The sequence below is a fragment of the Pseudomonas abietaniphila genome (genome assembly GCF_039697315.1).
Lineage (GTDB): Bacteria > Pseudomonadota > Gammaproteobacteria > Pseudomonadales > Pseudomonadaceae > Aquipseudomonas > Aquipseudomonas abietaniphila_B.
The window spans coordinates 3,998,090-4,019,321 of sequence record NZ_CP155619.1 but is presented as its reverse complement, the minus strand read 5'-3'; the positions used below and the strand labels follow the sequence as shown (position 1 = coordinate 4,019,321).

The 21,232-nt window shown below is 58.2% G+C and carries 18 protein-coding genes and 2 tRNA genes; 1 reads left to right on the top strand and 19 read right to left on the bottom strand.

The features are described from left to right. Positions 1-136: 136 nt before the first annotated feature. The 14 genes from rpsO to rlmE all read right to left on the bottom strand — a co-directional run bounded on the left by rpsO (position 137) and on the right by rlmE (position 13,197). Positions 137-406: a 30S ribosomal protein S15 gene (gene rpsO, locus ABDX87_RS17820; protein ID WP_046820615.1), complete on the bottom strand. Its 270-nt coding sequence runs from the start codon at positions 404-406 to the stop codon at positions 137-139. A 151-nt stretch (positions 407-557) separates the two neighbouring features. Then, on the bottom strand, positions 558-1,475 hold the full coding sequence (truB, locus tag ABDX87_RS17815) for a tRNA pseudouridine(55) synthase TruB (protein ID WP_346829060.1): 918 nt from the start codon (positions 1,473-1,475) through the stop codon (positions 558-560). Positions 1,476-1,479: 4 nt separating this feature from the next. Beyond that, complete coding sequence (rbfA, locus tag ABDX87_RS17810; protein WP_074756363.1) at positions 1,480-1,881, bottom strand: 30S ribosome-binding factor RbfA; 402 nt, start codon at positions 1,879-1,881, stop codon at positions 1,480-1,482. Positions 1,882-2,037: 156 nt separating this feature from the next. After that, positions 2,038-4,569 (bottom strand): translation initiation factor IF-2, encoded by a 2,532-nt coding sequence (gene infB, locus ABDX87_RS17805; protein ID WP_346829059.1) that lies wholly within the window; start codon positions 4,567-4,569, stop codon positions 2,038-2,040. A gap of 27 nt (positions 4,570-4,596) precedes the next feature. Continuing rightward, positions 4,597-6,078, bottom strand: a complete 1,482-nt coding sequence (nusA, locus tag ABDX87_RS17800; RefSeq protein ID WP_346829058.1) for a transcription termination factor NusA — start codon at positions 6,076-6,078, stop codon at positions 4,597-4,599. A gap of 47 nt (positions 6,079-6,125) precedes the next feature. Next, the gene (rimP, locus tag ABDX87_RS17795; RefSeq protein ID WP_074756531.1) at positions 6,126-6,584 is read right to left on the bottom strand and encodes a ribosome maturation factor RimP; all 459 of its coding nucleotides are present in this window, start codon (positions 6,582-6,584) and stop codon (positions 6,126-6,128) included. A gap of 129 nt (positions 6,585-6,713) precedes the next feature. After that, positions 6,714-6,790: transfer RNA gene (locus tag ABDX87_RS17790), tRNA-Met, on the bottom strand. 98 nt (positions 6,791-6,888) lie between these two features. Continuing rightward, positions 6,889-6,974: transfer RNA gene (locus ABDX87_RS17785), tRNA-Leu, on the bottom strand. Positions 6,975-7,019: 45 nt separating this feature from the next. Then, a complete protein-coding gene (gene secG, locus ABDX87_RS17780; RefSeq protein ID WP_074756369.1) occupies positions 7,020-7,403 on the bottom strand; it encodes a preprotein translocase subunit SecG in 384 nt (127 codons plus the stop codon). A 4-nt stretch (positions 7,404-7,407) separates the two neighbouring features. Then, the gene (gene tpiA / locus ABDX87_RS17775) at positions 7,408-8,163 is read right to left on the bottom strand and encodes a triose-phosphate isomerase (RefSeq protein ID WP_346829057.1); all 756 of its coding nucleotides are present in this window, start codon (positions 8,161-8,163) and stop codon (positions 7,408-7,410) included. 66 nt (positions 8,164-8,229) lie between these two features. After that, the gene (gene glmM, locus ABDX87_RS17770; protein WP_346829056.1) at positions 8,230-9,573 is read right to left on the bottom strand and encodes a phosphoglucosamine mutase; all 1,344 of its coding nucleotides are present in this window, start codon (positions 9,571-9,573) and stop codon (positions 8,230-8,232) included. A gap of 15 nt (positions 9,574-9,588) precedes the next feature. Next, the gene (folP, locus tag ABDX87_RS17765) at positions 9,589-10,440 is read right to left on the bottom strand and encodes a dihydropteroate synthase (RefSeq protein ID WP_346829055.1); all 852 of its coding nucleotides are present in this window, start codon (positions 10,438-10,440) and stop codon (positions 9,589-9,591) included. Positions 10,441-10,448: 8 nt separating this feature from the next. After that, the gene (gene ftsH / locus ABDX87_RS17760) at positions 10,449-12,359 is read right to left on the bottom strand and encodes an ATP-dependent zinc metalloprotease FtsH (protein WP_346829054.1); all 1,911 of its coding nucleotides are present in this window, start codon (positions 12,357-12,359) and stop codon (positions 10,449-10,451) included. A 187-nt stretch (positions 12,360-12,546) separates the two neighbouring features. Beyond that, positions 12,547-13,197 carry a 23S rRNA (uridine(2552)-2'-O)-methyltransferase RlmE gene (gene rlmE / locus ABDX87_RS17755; protein ID WP_346829053.1) on the bottom strand — a complete coding sequence of 217 codons (651 nt, stop codon included), beginning with the start codon at positions 13,195-13,197 and terminating at the stop codon, positions 12,547-12,549. A gap of 102 nt (positions 13,198-13,299) precedes the next feature. Between rlmE and yhbY the strand changes: the two genes are divergently transcribed. Beyond that, positions 13,300-13,608, top strand: a complete 309-nt coding sequence (gene yhbY / locus ABDX87_RS17750; protein WP_062390112.1) for a ribosome assembly RNA-binding protein YhbY — start codon at positions 13,300-13,302, stop codon at positions 13,606-13,608. Positions 13,609-13,751: 143 nt separating this feature from the next. On the opposite strand, the gene greA is transcribed toward yhbY, so the two are convergent. From greA to dnaJ, 5 genes are all read right to left on the bottom strand, one after another. Then, positions 13,752-14,228 carry a transcription elongation factor GreA gene (gene greA, locus ABDX87_RS17745; RefSeq protein WP_346833553.1) on the bottom strand — a complete coding sequence of 159 codons (477 nt, stop codon included), beginning with the start codon at positions 14,226-14,228 and terminating at the stop codon, positions 13,752-13,754. 2 nt (positions 14,229-14,230) lie between these two features. Then, complete coding sequence (carB, locus tag ABDX87_RS17740) at positions 14,231-17,452, bottom strand: carbamoyl-phosphate synthase large subunit (protein ID WP_346829052.1); 3,222 nt, start codon at positions 17,450-17,452, stop codon at positions 14,231-14,233. A gap of 128 nt (positions 17,453-17,580) precedes the next feature. Next, complete coding sequence (gene carA, locus ABDX87_RS17735; protein WP_346829051.1) at positions 17,581-18,717, bottom strand: glutamine-hydrolyzing carbamoyl-phosphate synthase small subunit; 1,137 nt, start codon at positions 18,715-18,717, stop codon at positions 17,581-17,583. 292 nt (positions 18,718-19,009) lie between these two features. Continuing rightward, entirely contained in the window at positions 19,010-19,816 is an 807-nt protein-coding gene (gene dapB / locus ABDX87_RS17730) for a 4-hydroxy-tetrahydrodipicolinate reductase (RefSeq protein ID WP_346829050.1), read from the bottom strand. A 10-nt stretch (positions 19,817-19,826) separates the two neighbouring features. Further along, positions 19,827-20,957, bottom strand: a complete 1,131-nt coding sequence (gene dnaJ, locus ABDX87_RS17725; RefSeq protein WP_346829049.1) for a molecular chaperone DnaJ — start codon at positions 20,955-20,957, stop codon at positions 19,827-19,829. Positions 20,958-21,232: the final 275 nt, after the last annotated feature.

Here is a 21,232-nt window from a genome sequence, read left to right as displayed (position 1 = left end):
GAATCGGCCCCTTCGTCAGTCCAGGGTAGAGCGTAAAACGTGTATCCAGATAAAACTTGAGGCTGGGAGCCTGCCCTACACCTGCGGGAGACCCGCAGATGTACGACAGACAACCAACCTCTAGCGCAATCGCTGATTAGCGACGCAGACCCAGGCGACCGATCAGAGCGCTGTAACGGCTCACGTCTTTGCCTTTCAGGTAGTCCAGCAGCTTACGGCGCTGGTTAACCATGCGGATCAGACCACGACGGGAGTGGTGATCTTTACCGTTGGCCTTGAAGTGACCTTGCAGTTTGTTGATGTTGGCGGTCAGCAGTGCAACTTGCACTTCTGGCGAACCCGTGTCACCAACAGCTTGCTGGTAGTCAGCAACGATTTGAGCTTTTTCTTGAACGTCGAGAGCCATGAGGCAATCCTTTTTATCAGGAAACTGTTTCAAAGAAACAGCTTCAACAGGCCAGGGACAAATCCCTGTATCTATAAGAGAGGAGTGACCGTGCCTGTTAACAGCCACCCTCTTACCGCCGTGCCAGGAACCCCCGACTCGACGGGTTCGGTCACTCTGACCGAATCAGTCGACGTGGCGCAATACGCCCGTCTTCACTCACCTCACCGATCCCGATGAAGCGACCTTCATGATCCTGCACCCGAACCATGCCGAACTTCGGCGCATCCGGGGCTCTGACTGGTTGACCATGCAACCAGTAAAACGAACTGTGCTCGGAAAACTTCAACAGCGGCCAGTCGAGCAATCCACTATCGGAAGGCATCAGGAAGCGATCAACCGCTTCATTGCCGCCTTCGGCGTGCACCGCCTCCAGCTCTTCCAGCGTGACCGTCTGGGCCAGCGTGAAAGGTCCGGCTTGCGTGCGACGCAGTTCAGCGACGTACGCACCGCAGCCCAATTTCTCACCGATATCCTCCACCAGGGTGCGGATATAGGTGCCTTTGCTGCAGTCAACGGCCAAGCGAGCGGTCTCGCCTTCGCTTGCCAATAATTCCAGGCGCGCAATAGTAACAGAACGCGCTTCGCGCTCCACCACTTCCCCTGCCCGCGCCAACTTGTACAACGGCTGGCCATCACGCTTCAGCGCGGAGTACATCGGCGGTATCTGACTGATTTGGCCGCGAAATCCGGGCAGCACAGCCTCGATATCGGTGCGACCAACGGTCACCGGACGCGTTTGCAAAACCTCACCCTCGGCGTCTGCCGTGGTGGTGGTCTTGCCCAACTGCATCAGGGTTTCGTAACCCTTGTCGGAATCGAGCAGGTACTGGGAGAACTTGGTCGCCTCGCCAAAGCACAGCGGCAGTACGCCGGTGGCCAGTGGGTCGAGACTGCCGGTATGACCGGCCTTTTCCGCGTTGAGCAACCAGCGAACCTTTTGCAAGGCTGCGTTGGAGGTGAAACCCAGCGGCTTGTCGAGCAGGATGATGCCGCTGACATTGCGGCGAATGCGCTTGACCTGAGCCACGGCGTTATTCCTCCGAACCGTCTTGCTTGGCAGCGGATTCGTGCTGACCGTCTTCAGCCACGGCGCGCTCGATCAGCGCGGACAAATGCGCGCCACGGGCGACGCTTTCGTCATAGTGGAAGTGCAACTGAGGCACGCTGCGCAGCTTCATCTCACGTGCCAGCTGCATGCGCAGAAAGCCCGCTGCGGAGTTGAGCACCTTGATCGACTGCTTGATTTCTTCAGCGCTGTCTTCACCCATCACGGTGATGTAGACCTTGGCGTGGCCCACGTCACGGCTGACGTCGACGGCGGTGATCGTGACCAGACCCACGCGTGGGTCCTTGACTTCGCGACGGATCAGTTGAGCCAGCTCGCGCTGCATCTGATCGCCGATACGCTGGGTACGGCTGTATTCTTTTGCCATGTCTTGTTACCTGTCACCTACGGCAAAAAAGCCGTGCGGTCTGAAAGCGGCAAACGCCCGGCCTGGCAGAAGCCGGACCGGGCGTTGCGTTTAGAGTCAGTAGCTGGCGCTGGGCATTCGCATGCGACGACAACCATGACTCCTGAAGCTCGCGATTTAGAGGCTGCGAGCCACTTGGACCTTCTCGAAGACTTCGATCTTGTCACCGACCTTGACGTCGTTGTAGCTCTTGACGCCGATACCGCATTCCATGCCGGCACGTACTTCGGAAGCGTCATCCTTGAAGCGGCGCAGGGATTCCAGCTCGCCTTCGAAGATAACGATGTCTTCACGCAGTACACGGATCGGACGGTTACGGAACACAACGCCTTCGATGACCATGCAACCGGCGATCGCACCGAATTTCGGCGAACGGAACACGTCGCGAACTTCGGCGATACCCAGGATGTTCTCCCGGACGTCGCTGCCAAGCATACCGGTGAGGGCTTTCTTGACGTCTTCGATGATGTCGTAGATCACGTTGTAGTAACGCATGTCCAGACCTTCCTGCTCGACGATCTTGCGCGCGCCAGCATCGGCACGCACGTTGAAGCCGAACAGTACAGCGTTGGAAGCCAGCGCCAGGTTGGCGTCGCTTTCGGTGATACCACCGACGCCGCCGCCCACTACACGCACTTGTACTTCGTCGTTGCCCAGGCCGTTCAAAGCGCCCTGCAAAGCTTCCAGAGAACCGCGGACGTCGGATTTGAGGACGATGTTGAGCGTCTTCTTCTCTTCCTGACCCATGTTCTCGAAGATGTTTTCCAGCTTGCCAGCGTGAGCACGGGCCAGCTTGACTTCACGGAACTTGCCTTGACGGAACAGAGCCACTTCACGGGCTTTCTTCTCGTCGGCAACCACGCTCATCTCGTCGCCAGCGTCCGGCGTACCGTCCAGGCCGAGGATCTCGACAGGGATGGAAGGACCGGCTTCCTTGATTGGCTTGCCGTTCTCGTCGAGCATGGCGCGAACGCGACCGTAGTTCGAACCGACCAGCACCATGTCGCCCTGACGCAGCGTACCGTCCTGAACCAGAACAGTGGCGACAGGACCGCGGCCCTTGTCCAGACGCGATTCGACCACGACACCACGGCCAGGAGCCGATGGAGTGGCAACCAGTTCCAGCACTTCGGCTTGGAGCAGAACGGCTTCGAGCAGCTCGTCGACACCGGTACCGACTTTCGCCGATACAGGCACGAATGGGGTATCACCACCCCACTCTTCGGACGTTACGCCATGAACCGACAGTTCACTGCGGATGCGGTCCAGGTCAGCGCCCGGCTTGTCGATCTTGTTCACGGCAACGACCAACGGAACACCGGCTGCCTGTGCGTGCTGCACGGCTTCGATGGTCTGTGGCATCACGCCGTCGTCGGCAGCGACAACCAGAATGACGATGTCGGTCGCTTTCGCACCACGTGCACGCATTGCGGTAAACGCAGCGTGACCCGGGGTGTCGAGGAACGTCACCATGCCGCGTTCGGTTTCAACGTGGTAAGCGCCGATGTGCTGAGTGATACCACCGGCTTCGCCAGCGGCAACCTTGGCACGACGGATGTAGTCGAGCAGCGAGGTCTTACCATGGTCAACGTGACCCATGACCGTAACGACCGGCGCACGAGGAACCGTCTCACCTTCGAACTTCAGCGACTCAGCCAGGGAATCTTCCAAGGCGGTGTCGCTGACCAGGGTCACTTTGTGGCCCAGTTCTTCAGCGACCAGCTGGGCAGTTTCCTGATCCAGAACCTGGTTGATGGTGGCCGGAGTGCCCAGCTTGAACATGAACTTGATGATTTCAGCAGCTTTGACCGACATCTGTTGAGCGAGATCGCCCACAGTGATGGTTTCGCCGATCTTCACCTCACGAACCACAGGACCGGTAGGGTTCTGGAAGCCGTGAGCGTTACGTTTTTTCAGCTTTGCCTTGCCACGACCGCCACGACGGAAGCCATCGCTCTCTTCGTCGGTGGTGCGTGGAGCAACGCGTGGAGCCGGCGCTTTTTCCTTGACCGAAGCACGATGTGGAGCGTTCTTGCGCTCGCCATCGCCACTGCCGCGACGATTGCTGTCGTCGTTGCGTGGTTTGTCAGGACGGCGCTGTTCGTCTTTCTTGCGAACGTCGGCCACCGGAGCAGGCGCTGCAGGTGCAACGTCCAGAACAGGCTCGGACACCGATTGTGCAACCGGCTCCGGCGAAGGAGCTGCCACCGCTTCAGCCGCTTGCGGAGCAGGAGCAGGCTGGCGGCGTGCTTCTTCTTCGGCACGCTGACGGGCTTCTTCTTCAGCCTTTTGACGGGCGGCATTTTCTACCGCACGGCGTTCATCCTGTTCGCGCTTGCGCTCGGCTTCGATTTCTTCCGGGCTACGCTGTACGAAGACTTTCTTCTTGCGCACTTCAACGCTGATGCTCTTGCTGCCAGCAACGCGCAGAGTACTGGTGGTTTTACGCTGCAAAGTGATCTTGCGCGGTTCTTCCACTTTCGCCTTGTGACCGCTTTTCAGGTGCGTCAACAGGGCTTGTTTTTCGTTATCGGTCACAACTTGCTCGGCGGCGGTGTGCGGCAAACCTGCCTCACGCATCTGCTGTAACAGGCGCTCTACCGGTGTGTCGACCGTTTTGGCCAGTTCTTTCACCGTGACTTGCGTCATGCACTTCTCTCCTCAGGCCGCATCTACTTACTCGAACCAATGGGCTCGGGCGGCCATGATCAACTTGCCGGCACGATCATCGTCAATGCCGTCGATGTCGAGCAGATCGTCAATAGACTGCTCGGCCAGGTCTTCGCGGGTAATTACGCCGCGCACCGCCAGTTCCATCGCCAAATCCTTGTCCATACCCTCAAGCGAGAGCAGGTCTTCGGCCGGATGGGCGTCTGCCAGCTTTTCCTCAGTAGCGATGGCTTTAGTCAACAAACGATCCTTGGCACGAGCGCGAAGCTCGTTGACGATGTCTTCGTCAAAGCCGTCGATGTTGAGCATTTCTTCCAACGGTACGTAGGCAATCTCTTCCAGGCTGGTGAAGCCTTCATCTACCAGTACCTGAGCAAGTTCTTCGTCAACTTCCAGCTCGTCGATGAAGTTGCGCAGGATGTCACCGGTTTCCGCTTGCTGCTTGGCCTGGATGTCCGATTCGGTCATTACGTTCAAGGTCCAGCCAGTCAGCTGGCTCGCCAGACGCACGTTCTGACCGCCGCGACCAATCGCCTGGGCCAGGTTGTCTGCGCCTACAGCGATGTCCATGGCGTGGGCGTCTTCATCAACGATGATCGCTGCCACTTCGGCGGGCGACATGGCGTTGATGACGAACTGTGCCGGGTTGTCGTCCCACAGCACGATATCCACACGCTCGCCGCCCAACTCGCCGGAAACTGCCTGGACACGCGAACCGCGCATGCCGATGCAAGCGCCTTGCGGGTCAATGCGTTTGTCCTTGGAGCGAACTGCGATTTTTGCACGCGAACCAGGATCACGAGAGGCAGCCATCACCTCGATGAGACCTTCGGCAATTTCCGGAACTTCAATCCGGAACAGCTCGATCAGCATCTCTGGCGCAGTACGCGACAGGATCAGCTGAGGACCACGGTTTTCAGTGCGGATCTCTTTGAGCAATGCACGAACGCGGACACCGACACGGAAAGTTTCCCGGGAAATGATGTCTTCACGCGCCAGCAGCGCTTCGGCATTGTTACCCAAGTCGACGATGACATTGTCACGTGTAACTTTTTTAACAGTACCGGAAATGATTTCGCCCAGACGCTCACGATAAGCGTCCACGACTTGAGCGCGCTCGGCTTCGCGAACTTTCTGCACAATGACTTGCTTGGCAGTCTGAGCGGCGATACGGCCAAACTCGATGGATTCGATTTTTTCTTCTACAACGTCGCCCACCTTGGCGCCCGGATGCGTTTCGGCAACCTTGGTCGGCCAGGTTTCAATCGCAGGATCGTCAAGATCGTCTTCTTCGACAACCGTCCAGCGACGGAACGTCTCGTAAGCGCCCGTGTGGCGATTGATTTCCACACGGAGGTCAACTTCGTCTTCAAAACGCTTTTTGGTGGCCGTAGCCAAAGCGATTTCAAGCGCTTCAAAAATCACATCGGCCGGTACGCCTTTTTCATTCGATACCGACTCAACAACCAGCAGTACTTCTTTGCTCATCGTACGCCTCGCCTTTCGCAAGCCATTGGATCCGCGGGATCCGCGTCTCAGTCAAACGTGGGAATAATGTTGGCTTTGTCGATCAGATCGATCGGCAACAGGTATTCGTGATCTTCCACTTGCACCACGACATCCTGCTCCTCCACCCCGCGGAGAAGGCCTTGAAAGTTGCGCCGACCGTCGAAGGGCGAACGCAGCTTTATCTTCACTTGTTCCCCGGCAAACGAGGCAAACTGCTCAATCGTGAACAGTGGGCGTTCCATGCCAGGAGAAGAAACTTCGAGCGTATATTCGGAGCTGATCGGATCTTCTACGTCCAGAACACCGCTGATCTGACGGCTGACGATGGCACAATCGTCCACCAGCACGCCGCCCTCTTTATCGATATAAACGCGCAACATTGAGTGACGACCCTGGGCCGAAAACTCGATACCCCAGCATTCATAGCCAAGGGCCACGACCACCGGGGCCAACAAGGCCTGCAACTGTTCTAGCTTGCTCGACACCTGAACCCCCTCGTGCATGCTGTGCAAATAAAAAATGGGCAAAGCGCCCATCATGAAAAACGCCGTCAACAGCGGCGTAATAAAGTGTCCAGCTAACAAAAAGCCCCTGAAAAGGGGCTCCGCTAAAACTGGTTGCGGGGGCTGGATTTGAACCAACGACCTTCGGGTTATGAGCCCGACGAGCTACCAGACTGCTCCACCCCGCGACAAAGCTGGGGCGGAAGTATACGACCGATCCCGATTTGGGTCAATCCGACACATCCACCTACAAGAAAGCCCGCTACTGCGGGCTGACTTGTTTAATTGGTACCGAGAAGGGGACTCGAACCCCTACACCCTATGGGCACAACCACCTCAAGGTTGCGTGTCTACCAATTCCACCACCTCGGCATTACAACTCTTTTTGCAGCCCAACTATCGACTGCGAATCCTGTGTTACTTCTGTTCTGGAGCGGCAGGAACGTCAGCTGGTACAGCGGCTGGTTTCTGTTGTCCTTCCAGGACCGGAACATCATCTGCTGCCGGCTTTTGCTTAACTTCCAACACCGCTGGGTTTGGCAAACCTACTTGAGTCAGCTGGTGAGCTTTCTCTTTAGCAAAGTAACCTAACCCTAAGCTGGTCATGAAGAAACAGGCGGCAAGTATAGCAGTAAACTTACTAAGAAAGGTAGAGGAACCTTGGCCTCCGAAGACAGTATTTGATGCACCTGCTCCGAACGACGCGCCAGCGTCCGCACCTTTACCCTGCTGCAGCAATACGAGAGCAACTACGCCCAATGCGCCCAGCAGATGAAGAACGACTACGACTGTTTCCAGCATTTTTTCAGTTTCCCGCGGCGCGAATGATCGCACCGAACTCATCTGCATTCAGGGACGCTCCACCAATGAGCCCCCCATCGATATCCGGCATGCTGAACAGCTCGACCGCATTGGCCGCCTTCACGCTGCCGCCATATAGAAGACGCACACCTTGCGCGACTTCAGAATTCTCTTTCGCCAACTGCGCACGAATGGCTGCGTGCACTTCCTGCGCCTGCTCCGGCGAGGCAGTCAATCCGGTGCCAATGGCCCAGACCGGCTCGTAAGCAATTACCGCATTCACGAAAGCATCGATACCGAGCTCTTCGATGATGCTGTCGAGCTGTTGCCCGACAACTTCAAGCGTCTTGCCGGCTTCGCGCTGCTCCAGTGTTTCACCGACACACAGGATCGGTGTCAAACCACTTGCCTGGGCTGCAGCAAACTTGCGGCTCAGGACCTCGTTGCTTTCGCCCATGATCTGGCGACGCTCCGAGTGCCCAACCAGCACCAGCTTGCAACCTGCATCTTGCAACTGAGTCGGCGAGACCTCACCGGTCAGTGCTCCCTGCCCTGCTTCGTGAGCGCAGTTCTGCGCACCTACCGAAATCGCGTGCTCTTTAAAGCACTCGACAACGAAGCTGACGTGCAGGCTCGTAGGGAATACGGCAACATCGACACCGTCAGGAATGGCCATATTTGCCAAACCTTCGACCAGCTCAGCGACGCTGGCGCAGGTACCGTGCATTTTCCAGTTACCAGCTACCATAGGGCGACGCATGCTGTACCTCGTCGGTCAAAGTGGGCGCAGATGTTACCCAACAGTTTCAACACTGGCAAGCCGAAACTAGGCGCAAACTTCAGCAACCAGTTTTGCGAGTTCGTCGGCATAGCCAGCGACCAGTGTTTCGTCCTCACCTTCAACCATGACACGCACCAACGGCTCGGTACCTGACTTGCGCAACAGCACGCGACCACGCCCCCCCATGGCCGCCGTCACGCGCTCACACGCTTCCTTGACCGCAGGGTGCTGGACTGGGTCCACACCACCGCCCTCAAAGCGCACGTTGACCAATACTTGCGGGCATTTTCTCAGTCCCTGACGAGACTCCGCCAAGCTCTGTCCCGAGCGTTTGAGTGCCAGCAACACCTGCAGCGCGGCGATGATCGCATCGCCGGTCGTGGTGTGCTGGAAGCAGACGACGTGACCCGAATTCTCACCACCGACCTGCCAGTTACGCTCCAGCAATTCGGCGATGACATAGCGGTCACCCACATTGGCCCGCACGAACGGAATACTCAGGTCGGCAAGCGCCAGCTCAAGCCCCAGATTGCTCATCAATGTACCCACGACACCGCCCTGCAAGCGGCCACGCTCGTGCAGGTCTCGGGCGATGATGTAGATCAACTCATCCCCGTCGACGATCGCACCGGTGTGATCGACCATCAAGACGCGATCACCATCGCCATCGAAGCCAATACCCAGATCGGCCTTCTCGGCAACGACAGCCGCCTGCAGAGCACCCATGTGGGTCGAACCACAGTCGTCGTTGATGTTCAGCCCATTGGGCGCAGCCGACAGCACCGTCACCTGTGCGCCCAGCTCACGGAATACGTTCGGCGCCACCTTGTAGGTCGCGCCATGGGCGCAATCGACCACGATCTTGAGCCCCGCAAAACTGGTGCTGGTCGGCACGCTGCTTTTGCAGAATTCAATGTAGCGGCCTGCCGCGTCGTTGATCCGGGACACCTTGCCGAGATGCTCAGACTCCGCCACCGTCATCGGCGCATCGAGCAACTCCTCGATCATCATTTCGACTTCATCAGGGAGCTTGGTGCCTTTCCCGGAAAAGAACTTGATGCCGTTATCGTAATGCGGGTTGTGCGACGCACTGATAACGATGCCCGCTTGAGCCTGAAAGGTGCGGGTCAGGTAGGCGATCGCAGGCGTCGGCATCGGGCCAAGCAACATGACGTCAGCGCCGGCCGCAGACAATCCAGCCTCGAGCGCAGACTCGAACATGTAACCCGAGATGCGAGTATCCTTGCCTACCAGGATGCGGCACGCGCCCATCTTGCGAAATGCCATGCCGGCGGCCCAACCCAGCTTGAGCATGAAATCAGGGGTGATGGGGAATTGACCTACGCGACCGCGAATGCCGTCGGTTCCGAAATATTTCTTAGTGCTCATGGGTGCTCCAGATTCTTATTCTGCCGATTCAACAGCGGAAATCATGCGGACGACATCGACGGTTTCAGCGACATCGTGCACACGCAAAATTCTCGCGCCCTTGATCATGGCCATTCCCGCCAGTGCGAGCGCTCCGTAAAGCCGCTGGTCAACAGGCTTGTCCAGCACCTTGCCGATCATACTCTTGCGTGAGACGCCAACCAGCAGCGGCCGACCCAACTCAAGCAGGGCCTCCATATGCTTGAACAGACTCAGGTTGTGCTCAAGCGTTTTGGCGAACCCGTAACCGGGATCGAGGATGATATGTTCTCTCGCGATGCCCGCAGCGATGCAGGCGTCCATCCGCTCCCTGAGAAACGAACTGACCTCGCCCAGCAGATCGTCATAGCGAGGATCGTTCTGCATGTCCGTAGGCTCGCCACGCATGTGCATCAGGCACACCGGCAACCCGGTTGCCACTGCCGCATCCAGCGCGCCGTCACGCTGCAGGGAACGCACATCGTTGATCAGGCCTGCACCCAAGCGCGCCGTCTCACGGATGACTGCGGGCGTTGAAGTGTCCACCGAGATAATGACGTCAAGCTCGCGACTGATCGCTTCGACGATGGGCGCAACGCGTTCCAACTCTTCGACCGGCGAAACCGTACGAGCGCCAGGGCGCGTGGACTCCCCTCCGACATCGATCAGGGTCGCGCCGGCGACAACCATGGCTTCAGCGTGCCGCAAAGCGAGATCGCGCTGGGCGAAGCGACCGCCATCGGAGAACGAATCGGGGGTGACATTGAGGATTCCCATGACATGCGTCCGGGATAAATCAAGAACCCGGTTGCCGCAAGGCAACCGGGTTGGGTACAGCGCAGAAGTCATGTCAGGCCTTAGTGGTCAGCAGCAGGGCCGCCAATCGGGGTTTCAGGACGAGGACCTACTGGAGCGGTTGGCGTGCCGGAAGCACCCGAGCCACCTTCCCAGTCACGCGGTTCGCGAGGCGTGCGACCCGCCATGATGTCATCGATCTGCTCGGCGTCGATGGTCTCGTACTTCATCAGTGCATCGGCCATCGCGTCCAGCTTGTCGCGATTGTCCGTCAGGATCTGCTTGGCAGTGCCGTAGCACTGATCAATGATGCTGCGCACTTCGGAGTCGATCATGCGAGCGGTATCTGCCGAGAGGCTGGCGTTTTGACCGCCACCGCCACGACCCAGATAACCGCCGTCTTCATCTTCCGAGTACATCAGAGGCCCCAACTTCTCGGACAGGCCCCACTTGGTGACCATGTTCCGGGCAATCTGACTGGCCCGCATGATGTCGTTGGATGCGCCGGTGGTAACACCGTCGAAGCCCAACGTCATCTCTTCAGCGATACGACCGCCGTAGAGCGAACAGATCTGACTGATCAGCGCGCGCTTGGAAAGGCTGTAACGGTCTTCCTCTGGAAGGAACATCGTCACACCCAGCGCACGACCACGAGGAATGATCGAGACTTTGTAGACCGGATCATGCTCGGGCACGACACGACCGACGATGGCGTGACCTGCCTCGTGATAAGCCGTGTTCTGCTTCTCTTTCTCGGACATGACCATGGATTTGCGCTCGGCGCCCATCATGATCTTGTCTTTCGCCAGTTCGAATTCCTTCATTTCAACGATGCGCTTACCGACACGAGCGGCAAACAGCGACGCTTCGTTGACCAGGTTCGCCAGATCGGCACCGGAGAAACCTGGAGTACCGCGTGCGATCACCGCCGGGTTGACGTCGTCACCCATTGGCACTTTGCGCATGTGGACCTTGAGAATTTGCTCACGACCGCGAATGTCTGGCAGACCCACCACAACCTGACGGTCGAAACGGCCCGGACGAAGCAATGCAGGGTCGAGGACGTCGGGACGGTTGGTTGCCGCAATGACGATGATGCCGTCGTTCATCTCGAAACCGTCCATCTCAACCAGCAACTGGTTGAGCGTCTGCTCACGTTCATCGTGACCGCCGCCCATACCGGCGCCACGGTGACGACCTACCGCATCGATTTCGTCGATGAAGATGATGCAAGGTGCATGCTTCTTGGCTTGTTCGAACATGTCACGAACCCGGCTGGCGCCGACACCCACGAACATCTCGACAAAGTCAGAACCGGAAATGGTGAAGAACGGGACCTTCGCTTCACCGGCAATCGCCTTGGCCAGCAAGGTCTTACCGGTACCCGGAGGACCGACCATCAAGACGCCGCGCGGAATACGACCGCCCAAGCGCTGGAATTTACCCGGATCACGGAGAAATTCTACGAGTTCGCCCACTTCTTCCTTGGCTTCGTCGCAACCTGCAACGTCGGCCAGTGTGGTCTTGACCTGATCTTCGGAGAGCAGACGCGCCTTGCTCTTGCCGAAACTCATTGGTCCGCCCTTGCCTCCCGCGCCACCTTGCATCTGGCGCATGAAGAACATGAAGACAGCAATGATGACCAGGATCGGGAAGCTGGCGACCAGCAACTGGGTCCAGATGCTTTGCTGCTCAGGCTGTTTGCCTTCGATCACGACATTGTTGTCGACCAGATCACCGATCAGGCCGTTGTCCTGGATCGCCGGACGAATGGTCTTGAAGGTATCGCCGTCGCTGCGTTTGCCCGTGATGACGTAACCGTCAACGGCAACTTTCTCGACCTTGCCATCCTTAACCTGCTGGATGAACTCGGAGTAGTTGAGGGTCTGCGGCTCGTTCGGGCTGGAGAAGTTGTTCATCACCGTCACAAGGACCGCGGCGATGATCAACCACAGGATCAAATTCTTTGCCATATCGTTCAATTAGCTACCCTCTGAAGCAAGCTCCACGCTGGAGCGTGCCTCGCATGATATTCACCGGCCTAACTTACTACAGATCCTACAGGTGTGGCAGGCGGCGTCTGTAACCCTTTGTGAAACTTTGACTACACGATCTTCGTTACGCTCCGTGAATAAAGCCATTTGAAAAAAGCTATTGCCTTTACTCAGAATCGCCCGGGGCCTCATAACCGCCTTTGAAACCGCGGCCCAGAAGGTACTGCTCACGAGAGCGGTCACGGGAGGACAGAGGCTTGCGCATCTGTACCTTATCGAACATTTTGCGAACATCCTTGTGGTACACATCGAAGCCTTCACCCTGGAAGACCTTGATCAAGAAATCACCACCCGGACGCAGAACCCGACCCGCCAGGTCGAGCGCCAACTCACAAAGGAACATGGCGCGTGGCATATCCACAGCGCTCAATCCACTCATATTGGGGGCCATATCGGAAATCACAAGGTCTACTTGAGTATTACCGATCGCCTCGAGGATCTGTTTAAAGACTGCATCCTCAGTGAAATCCCCTTGTATAAAGGTCACATCAGGGATGCTGTCCATTTCCAGAATGTCGGATGCGATAAGGCGACCCTTGCCACCAATCAGACGACTGGTCACTTGCGACCAGCCTCCCGGGGCTGCACCGAGGTCGACAACCGTCATGCCGGGACGAATGATCTTGTCCTTCTCCTGGATCTCCAGAAGCTTGTAACTGGCGCGGGAACGGTAGCCATCTTTCTGTGCCATTTTGACGTACTTGTCGTCGAAATGTTCTCTCAGCCAGTTATGGCTGCTCTTGGAACGCTGCGCCACGGGGCACCTCGATGATATGCGTCGTGATTAACTGGGCGGAGCCACGAGCCCTCGGGTAAAATGGCCGCCAATTTTACAGAATCAGACGAAAAGGGTCAGATTATGCCGCTCACTAACGAGCAGAAGAAACAGTACAAATCCATTGGACATGACCTGAAGCCGGTCCTGATGGTTGCCGGCAACGGCCTGAGTGAGGGCGTGCTGGCCGAGCTTGATCGCGCATTGGTCGATCATGAACTGATCAAGGTTCAGATCAAGCTGGAAGATCGCGACGATCGCCGTGCCGTCATCGAAGAACTGTGCAAACAAGGTCGTGCGGAACTGGTGCAGACCATCGGCAAGATGGCGCTGATCTACCGCAAGAACCCACAGCCTAACAAACAGCTGTCGAACATTCACCGCTACAAATAAGCGTGAACCCTGTCAGGGGCGCGGATCGCGCGCCCTGACCGGAACCACCTGATCATCAGCAAGAAGCAGCGCTTTCACCACTTCCAACCCGAACCCGCTCGCCCACGGAAGGCGCCCCTGGGGACGACCTCCGCAGGCACCGGTCAGATGTGCTTGACCTCGACAATCTCGTACTCGATCACACCGCTCGGCGTCTTGATCGCCACGACATCACCTTCTTCCTTGCCGATGATGGCCCGGGCAATCGGAGCACCTACAGAGATCTTGCCCTGTTTGATGTTCGCTTCGTCTTCACCCACGATCTGGTACGTCACCTGCTCGTCAGTCTCAACGTTGGCCAGCTCTACGGTTGTGCCGAAAATCACCTTGCCTGAGTGAGCGATGCTGGTGACGTCGATCACGACCGAGTTTTGCAGACGGCCTTCGATATCACGGATCCGCGCCTCGACCATGCCCTGCTCTTCGCGGGCAGCATGGTACTCGGCGTTTTCCTTGAGGTCGCCCAGCTCACGTGCTTCACCGATGGCCTGGCTCAAGCGCGGACGCTCGACCTTGCTCAGGTGATGCAGCTCTTCTTCCAGGGCGAGAGCGCCCTGAACGGTCATCGGATATTTGGTAATGCTCATGCTTTCAATCCTGCATGTAGATCCTGCAAGCGGCGAACGGTTTTTTCAGGACCGAACTTCAGCGCTTCACAGATAGCCTCGCCCGCAGCAATGGTGGTGGTGCAGTAAATCTTGTGCTGCAAGGCGTTGCGACGAATGGAATAAGAATCCGCGATCGACTGGCGACCTTCAGTGGTGTTGATGATCAACGTCACTTCGTCGTTCTTGATCATATCGACCACGTGAGGGCGGCCCTCGGTCACCTTGTTCACGCGGCGAACTTTCAGGCCTGCTGCTTCGATCAAGCGGGCAGTGCCGGCCGTTGCGACGATTTCAAAACCGAGTTCGATCAAGTTGCGCGCAACGCCAGCCACCAATGGCTTGTCGTCATCACGCACGCTGATAAACGCTGTACCGCCGGTTGGCAATACTTCGCTGGCGCCCATCTGGGCTTTGGCGAATGCTTCGCCGAAGGTGTCACCGACACCCATGACCTCACCGGTCGACTTCATCTCTGGCCCGAGGATCGGGTCAACGCCAGGGAATTTGGCAAACGGGAACACTGCCTCTTTCACGCTGTAGAAGTTCGGAATGATTTCCTTGGTGAAGCCCAGCTCTTTCAGGGTTTTACCCGCCATGACGCGAGCCGCGATCATGGCAAGGGAAACACCGATGCACTTGGAAACGAACGGCACGGTACGCGAGGCACGCGGGTTCACTTCGATCACGTAGATGTCTTCGCCTTGCAGCGCCAGTTGGACGTTCATCAGGCCGATAACGCCGAGCTCCAGGGCCATTTTCTTGACCTGCTCACGCATCTCGTCCTGAATGTGCGCAGGCAGCGAGTAAGGCGGCAGCGAGCACGCGGAGTCACCGGAGTGAACGCCCGCCTGCTCGATGTGCTGCATGATCGCGCCGATGACGACATCGGTGCCATCACTCACAGCATCCACGTCCATTTCAATGGCGCAGTTGAGGAAGTGGTCCAGCAGCACCGGGCTGTCGTTGGACACTTGAACCGCTTCACGCAGGTAGCGCTTGAGTTCTTCTTCTTCGTAGACGATTTCCATCGCACGACCGCCCAGAACGTAGGACGGACGAACCACCAGCGGGTAACCGATCTTCGCCGCAGCACGAATCGCTTCGTCTTCGCTGCGCACAGTGGCGTTCGGCGGCTGACGCAGGTTCAAACGCTCGACCATCTGCTGGAAACGCTCACGGTCTTCAGCGCGGTCGATGGCATCAGGGCTGGTGCCGATGATCGGCACGCCAGCCGCTTCCAATGCACGCGCCAGCTTCAAAGGGGTCTGGCCGCCGTACTGGACGATCACGCCTTTCGGCTTCTCGACGCGGACGATTTCCAGCACGTCTTCCAGGGTCACCGGTTCGAAGTACAGGCGATCGGAGGTGTCGTAATCGGTCGATACGGTTTCCGGGTTGCAGTTGACCATGATGGTCTCGTAACCGTCGTCGCGCAGGGCCAGTGCCGCGTGTACGCAGCAGTAGTCGAACTCGATACCCTGACCGATGCGGTTAGGACCGCCACCGAGGATCATGATCTTGTCGCGGGTCGAAGGATTGGCTTCGCACTCTTCTTCGTACGTGGAGTACATGTACGCAGTGTCGGTCGCGAATTCGGCGGCGCAGGTATCAACGCGCTTGTAGACCGGCAGCACGTCCAGCTTGTGACGGTGTGTACGAACGCTCTTCTCGGTGACGCCCAGCAGCTTGGCCAGACGGGCGTCGGAGAAGCCCTTGCGCTTGAGCCGGAACATCACGTCGCGATCGATGGCCGACATGCCCATGGTCTTGACCTTCTCTTCTTCCTTGATCAGATCTTCGATCTGAACCAGGAACCAAGGGTCGATCATGTTCATGCCGAAGATTTGCTCGACGGTCATGCCCGCACGGAAAGCGTCAGCGACATACCAGATACGCTCGGCGCCCGGCACGGTCAGCTCGCGCTTGAGGATACTCGCGCTTTCAGGGTTGCTCAGATCCAGTTTCGGATCGAGACCGCTCACGCCGACTTCCAGACCACGCAGGGCTTTCTGCAGGGACTCCTGGAAGGTACGACCGATGGCCATGACTTCACCGACAGACTTCATCTGGGTGGTCAGGCGCGCATCAGCCTTGGAGAATTTTTCGAACGCGAAACGCGGCAGCTTGGTCACGACGTAGTCGATGGACGGCTCGAACGAAGCAGGCGTTTTGCCGCCGGTGATGTCGTTCTGCAGTTCGTCCAGGGTGTAACCCACTGCCAGTTTGGCCGCGACTTTGGCGATCGGGAAACCGGTGGCCTTGGAGGCCAGCGCCGAAGAACGGGAAACGCGCGGGTTCATCTCGATCACGACCATACGGCCGGTGTCCGGGCAAATACCGAACTGCACGTTGGAGCCGCCGGTTTCAACACCGATCTCGCGCAGGACCGCCAGCGAGGCGTTACGCAGGATCTGGTATTCCTTGTCCGTCAGGGTCTGTGCCGGAGCGACCGTGATGGAGTCACCGGTGTGGACACCCATCGGGTCGAAGTTCTCGATGGAGCAGACGATGATGCAGTTGTCCTTTTTGTCGCGGACCACTTCCATCTCATACTCTTTCCAGCCGATCAGGGATTCGTCGATCAGCAGCTCTTTGGTCGGTGACAGGTCCAGACCGCGGGCGCAGATTTCTTCGAACTCTTCACGGTTGTACGCAATACCGCCGCCTGTGCCGCCCATGGTGAAGGACGGACGAATGATGCACGGGAAGCCCAGCTTCTCGAGGACCGCATTGGCCTCTTCCATGCTGTGAGCGATGCCGGAACGCGGGCATTCCAGACCGATGGCTTTCATGGCCTTGTCGAAACGCGAGCGATCTTCAGCCTTGTCGATGGTGTCAGCGTTGGCACCGATCATCTCTACGCCGAACTTCTCCAGTACGCCTTCGCGCTCCAGATCCAGTGCGCAGTTCAGAGCGGTCTGGCCGCCCATGGTTGGCAGCAATGCGTCCGGACGCTCCTTCTCGATGATCTTGGCAACGGTCGCCCATTTGATCGGCTCGATGTAGGTGGCGTCAGCCATGGCCGGGTCGGTCATGATGGTGGCCGGGTTGGAGTTCACCAGAATGACGCGGTAACCCTCTTCGCGCAGGGCTTTACAGGCCTGGGCGCCGGAGTAGTCGAATTCACAGGCCTGGCCGATTACGATCGGGCCAGCGCCAAGAATCAGGATGCTTTTAATGTCTGTACGTTTTGGCATGGGTTGTCACTCGAATCCTGTGTCAGTCGGCAAGCCGTCTTGAACATTCTCTGAGGTGGCCGGGCGAGCTGTCGGATCTGATCCGGCTCGCCGCAGTCACCTGCTCGCTACAGTCGCAAGTCAGCCGCTTAGCGGCGCTTGGCCATGGCTGTGATGAAGCGATCAAACAGCGGCGCGACATCGTTCGGGCCCGGGCTCGCTTCAGGGTGACCCTGGAAGCTGAATGCTTCCTTGTCGGTGCGCTCGATACCCTGCAAGGTGCCGTCGAACAGCGACTTGTGGATGGCGCGCACGTTGCTCGGCAAGGTGCTTTCGTCCACTGCGAAACCGTGGTTCTGGCTGGTGATCATGACCACGCCCGTGTCCAGATCCTGAACCGGGTGGTTGGCACCGTGGTGGCCGTGACCCATCTTGACGGTCTTGGCACCGGAGGCCAGCGCCAGCAGCTGGTGACCCAGGCAGATACCGAACACCGGAATCTCGGTCTGCAGCACGTCCTTGATCGCCTGAATCGCGTAGTCGCAAGGCTCTGGATCGCCAGGACCGTTGGACAGGAACACACCATCCGGATTCAGCGCGAGCACTTCGCTGGCAGGCGTCTGGGCCGGCACCACGGTCACGCGGCAACCGCGCTCTACCAGCATGCGCAGGATGTTGGTCTTGACGCCGTAGTCGTAGGCAACCACGTTGTAAGGCAAATCAGCGGCAGCGATCTCCGGGTGGCTGTCTGTTTTCAGGTTCCAGACACTGGAACGCCACTCGTAGCTTTTCTTGGTGCTGACTTCTTTCGCCAGATCCATGCCTTTCAGGCCAGGGAAGCCGCGCGCTGCTGCGATGGCTGCCTCTTCGGAAATGTCGTCGCCCGCCATGATGCAGCCGTTCTGTGCACCTTTCTCACGCAGAATGCGGGTCAGGCGGCGAGTGTCGATGCCGGCAATGGCGACGACGTTGTTGGCTTTCAGATAGTCAGCCAGGGACATCTTGTTACGCCAGTTGCTCGCTACCAGCGGCAGGTCACGAATCACCAGGCCCGCCGACCACACGCGGTCGGATTCGGCGTCTTCTGGCGTGGTGCCAGTGTTGCCGATGTGAGGGTAAGTCAGGGTGACGATTTGCTGGGCATAGGAAGGATCGGTAAGGATTTCCTGATAGCCGGTCATTGCGGTGTTGAACACCACCTCACCAACGGTTTGACCGTCGGCTCCAATGGCTTCGCCGCGAAAAATGCTGCCATCAGCAAGGGCGAGTATGGCTGGCTTAGTCAAGAAGACCTCCCGTAATAAAGCCTGAAAGGGCGATCGCAGGTTGTAAAAAAGCGGAATGACGTATAGACACGTCACCCCGCTTTTTTCATCGAATTATCTGCGCGCTTTTAGTGGACACACTAAAGCTGTAGCTTACAGAAAAGGGCTTTTTTAATCCACCGCTAAAACGCCTTTAAGGCAGAGGAATGCGACAGGACATCGCGTAGCGGGTCAAAACTGCGGGCAGGATACAGGTAAAACACCCTTCCTGCCCGCATTGTTGCGCGTCTGACAGCGTGGAACGAATCGCCGGTCAGCGCAGGTCGAGCACGTCCTGCATGTCGTACAGGCCCGAGGTTTTGCCATCGAGCCAGAGCGCAGCACGCACCGCACCTTTGGCAAAGGTCATGCGACTGGACGCCTTGTGCGTAATCTCCAGACGCTCACCCTCGGCGGCGAACAGCACGGTGTGATCACCGACGACATCACCACCCCGCACCGTGGCGAAGCCGATCGTCTCGCGCTCACGAACACCCGTATAGCCCTCACGGCCGTAGACGGCGACTTTGCTCAGATCACGACCCAGGGCATTGGCAACGACCTCACCCATACTCACCGCCGTACCCGACGGCGCATCGACCTTGTTTCGGTGATGGGCTTCGATGATCTCGATGTCCGCGTCTTCGCCCATCACTCGCGCCGCCAGATCCAGCAGCTTGAACGACAGGTTCACACCCACACTGAAATTGGACGCGAAGACGACAGGAATATCCCTGCTCGCCTCCACCAGCAGGTGCTTTTGCTCGACACTCAGCCCGGTGGTACCGATGACCATGGCCTTGCCTGCCTTACGGCAGAACGCCAGGTTTTTCAGCATGACGTCCGGCAATGTGAAGTCGATCAGCACGTCGAACTCGTCGGCGACCTGCTCCAGATTACCGGTCAACTGAACACCAATACGCCCCAGCGATGCGAGCTCGCCCGCGTCGGCGCCGATCATCGTGCTGCCAGGACGAACGATTGCCGCCGTCAGCCCGGTGAGCGGCGCGCGATCCTGCACCGCCTCGATCAGGTTCTTGCCCATGCGCCCGGCGGCGCCCATCACAGCAATGCGTCGCATGCCTTGCTCCTTACAGATCGCCGAAGAAACGCTTCACGCCTTCAAACCAGCCACTGGCTTTGGGCGAATGAGAGCTGTCACCTTCTAGCGATGCACGGAACTCTTCGAGCAATTCACGCTGACGACGACCCAGGTTGACCGGGGTTTCGACCGCGACGCGGCACATCAAGTCGCCAGCGCCGCCGCCACGCACAGGGGCAACGCCCTTGCCGCGCAGACGGAATTGCTTGCCGGTCTGAGTACCTTCCGGGATCTTCAGCTTGACGCGACCATCCAGCGTCGGCACCTCAAGCTCGCCACCCAATGCTGCGTCGGTGAAGCTGATCGGCACTTCGCAATACAGGTGCTTGCCGTCGCGCTGGAAGATCGCGTGCTCACGCACGTTGATCACGACGTACAAGTCGCCGGTCGGACCACCCTGAACACCGGCCTCGCCTTCGCCTGACAGACGAATGCGGTCGCCCGTGTCGACACCCGCAGGCACCTTGACCGACAGCGTCTTGTACTCTTCGACGCGGCCTTCGCCATGGCAGGAATCGCAAGGATCAGAAATGATTTTGCCGTTGCCGTGGCAACGCGGGCAGGTCTGCTGAACAGAGAAGAAGCCCTGCTGCATGCGCACCTGACCGATACCGCCACACGTCGGGCACGTCACCGGCGAGGAGCCTTTCTTGGCGCCGCTGCCATCACACGGCTTGCAATTGACCAGTGTCGGCACGCGAATGCTGACCGTGGTGCCGCGCACGGCCTCTTCCAGGTTCAGTTCCAGGGTGTAACGCAGGTCGCTGCCGCGCTGAGCACCGCCACGACCGCCGCCACCGGCACGGCCACCGCCGAAGAAGTCGCTGAAGACATCGCCGAAAATGTCGGAGAAGTTCGCGCCGCCGAAACCGGCACCGCCACCGCCCATGCCTTGATCCACAGCGGCATGGCCGTATTGATCGTACGCAGCACGCTTGCTGGCGTCGGACAGCACTTCGTAAGCCTCATTGGCTTCTTTGAAGGCGTCTTCCGAGGCTTTGTCGCCCGGATTGCGGTCAGGGTGATACTTCATCGCAAGACGGCGGTATGCCTTTTTCAGGTCCGCCTCGCTGGAGCCGCGCTCCACCCCCAATACTTCGTAATAGTCACGCTTTGACATAAGTTTTCTGCACTCTTGAGGACGTCCGACATAACCCTCCTGAGTTTGCCGAACTCGTTGAGCCCCTTTCAGGCCCGGACCCAACTCACGTCAATTCAACGATCCTGGTCTTGGTTCAACGGCCTTTGATCGACCGAGAAAAGCGGCAGAACAAGCCGGATTGCAGGAGCTCCCGGCTTAGCCACAAAGCCCGCAAAACAACGTTGCAGACCCTAAAAATTTTGGGTGTTCCAGACGCACCAACGCGGGAGCAAGCTCCCGCGCGGCGACATCCT

Coding starts and splice junctions, on each gene's coding strand:
- rpsO (WP_046820615.1), bottom strand. CDS start 406: ATGGCTCTCGACGTTCAAGAAAAAGCTCAAATCGTTGCTGACTACCAG.
- rbfA (WP_074756363.1), bottom strand. CDS start 1,881: ATGGCAAAAGAATACAGCCGTACCCAGCGTATCGGCGATCAGATGCAG.
- infB (WP_346829059.1), bottom strand. CDS start 4,569: ATGACGCAAGTCACGGTGAAAGAACTGGCCAAAACGGTCGACACACCG.
- nusA (WP_346829058.1), bottom strand. CDS start 6,078: ATGAGCAAAGAAGTACTGCTGGTTGTTGAGTCGGTATCGAATGAAAAA.
- secG (WP_074756369.1), bottom strand. CDS start 7,403: ATGCTGGAAACAGTCGTAGTCGTTCTTCATCTGCTGGGCGCATTGGGC.
- tpiA (WP_346829057.1), bottom strand. CDS start 8,163: ATGCGTCGCCCTATGGTAGCTGGTAACTGGAAAATGCACGGTACCTGC.
- glmM (WP_346829056.1), bottom strand. CDS start 9,573: ATGAGCACTAAGAAATATTTCGGAACCGACGGCATTCGCGGTCGCGTA.
- folP (WP_346829055.1), bottom strand. CDS start 10,440: ATGACTTCTGCGCTGTACCCAACCCGGTTGCCTTGCGGCAACCGGGTT.
- ftsH (WP_346829054.1), bottom strand. CDS start 12,359: ATGGCAAAGAATTTGATCCTGTGGTTGATCATCGCCGCGGTCCTTGTG.
- yhbY (WP_062390112.1), top strand. CDS start 13,300: ATGCCGCTCACTAACGAGCAGAAGAAACAGTACAAATCCATTGGACAT.
- carB (WP_346829052.1), bottom strand. CDS start 17,452: ATGCCAAAACGTACAGACATTAAAAGCATCCTGATTCTTGGCGCTGGC.
- dapB (WP_346829050.1), bottom strand. CDS start 19,816: ATGCGACGCATTGCTGTGATGGGCGCCGCCGGGCGCATGGGCAAGAAC.
- dnaJ (WP_346829049.1), bottom strand. CDS start 20,957: ATGTCAAAGCGTGACTATTACGAAGTATTGGGGGTGGAGCGCGGCTCC.